This window comes from Clostridium sp. UBA1056, from assembly GCA_002316385.1.
GTDB lineage: Bacteria > Bacillota > Clostridia > Clostridiales > Clostridiaceae > Clostridium_J.
In genome coordinates this window covers 1-1,629 of record DCDL01000065.1, presented here as the reverse complement: position 1 = coordinate 1,629, position 1,629 = coordinate 1, and the positions used below count along the sequence as shown (strand labels likewise).

Annotated in this window: 1 protein-coding gene; it reads right to left on the bottom strand. The window is 29.1% G+C overall.

The window, feature by feature from the left end:
* Positions 1-31 precede the first annotated feature (31 nt).
* Positions 32-1,348, bottom strand: coding sequence for a hypothetical protein (locus B3W71_RS18595; RefSeq protein ID WP_346890429.1), 1,317 nt, complete (start codon positions 1,346-1,348; stop codon positions 32-34).
* Positions 1,349-1,629 lie beyond the last annotated feature (281 nt).

Below are 1,629 nucleotides of genomic sequence, written 5' to 3'. Positions count from 1 at the left end.
TATTTTCAGATGCCTTATAGAAATATAAATCTTACTTCAATATATCCTTTATTCTACTATTATTATATTCTGATTCACTAAACTTATCGTGAAGAATTTTAGCATACTTCTTTGATTTTTTATTATCTACTTCTTTATTATTTATAGCTAATGAGTAAAGACATTGTTCTATATATGAACCTTTCTCTAAATACTTGTCCACATATATTTCATAATACTTATTGGCATTTTCCATATCTTCTAGGTTGTCATAAGAATCTGCCATCATAAATAATATATGTTCATTTAGATACATACCTTCACTATACTTATAGGCTGAATTGAAGGTTTCTATTGCACTATCGTATTTTTTATCTTTCATGTACTTAGTACCTTTTTCGTATAATGCTAATGTTCCATCCTTTTTGATTAAATTCACTGCATTTTGAGTCATATTCTTGTCATTTATATTTAAAGCCTCTATATCGTATTTTTCTATGTACTTAATAATATTTTCATAATCTGTAGCTTCTATGTATGATTTTAATGTATTAGCATCAAAACTTTCATTCTTAGCGCTAGAATCTTCACCTTTCTCTTTTTCATTCTTATTTTGAGCACTTTCTGCATCATGGGTAGTGTTTTCCTCTGATTTTTCACTATTTCCTTGGAAATTGTCTAAACTTGTTTTATCCTTATTGGTTTCTTCTTCCTTTTCCTCGTTCTTACTTTGTAGCCACTGATGAGCTTTGCTATATCCTTTAACAGCTCCAAAACCTATTAATGATATAATACATATTGCTACTATGCTTGTTCCTAATATAACTATAACCTTCTTAAACTTTAGTCCAGTATCTTTAGGTATAAAGCCTAATTCTATTAATTGCCTTTTTAACTTTAGAGCTTCTAAATTATGTTTATCCACAGCTAAAACATCATCTACATATTTAACAGCTTTATTATGTTCTCCTAGTTGCATATAACACTTAGCCATGTATTTCCAAAGATTTATGCTGTTAAAATCAGAGCTTTCACACTTTAGAAAGCATTTCAAGGCTTCTTTCACCTTAACCTCATTAAATAGATGCACACCTTGACTAAATATGTATATATCGCCTTCATCATGTCTAGAATCCTCTAGATATTTTTTAGATACCATATCTGTATTTAATTTATAGCTCAGTTTCCAAAAGCTTTTTGCTTCCTCCAGATTCCCACGAACATAGTATATTAATCCCTTTAAATTCAGTGTAGGAGAATGACTTCTATCTACACGTAATACCTTGTCACAATAATTTAACGCTTTATCTAATTTCCCATCACAATAAGAATCCATAGCTTTCTTATAAAGCTTATTTATATTAACCATCACTTCACCACTTATACTTTATTCTATATTTTCTAGTATCTACTATAAATACCTTTCCAACTATTTTATCATGTTATTAGTTTCCTTATCAATATATATTAATTATACTATATTCCACATGTTAAATGATTAGAGCTTAATAACAAGTCCTATTCTATCTCATGTAAGAACTAAATCTCTACTATCATCATAATTTACTAAATTTTATCCGATGACTACCTGCTCTAATACTCCCATCGCACTCTGTGAAAGCGATTCGCACCAAATCAGAGATTTGGGCT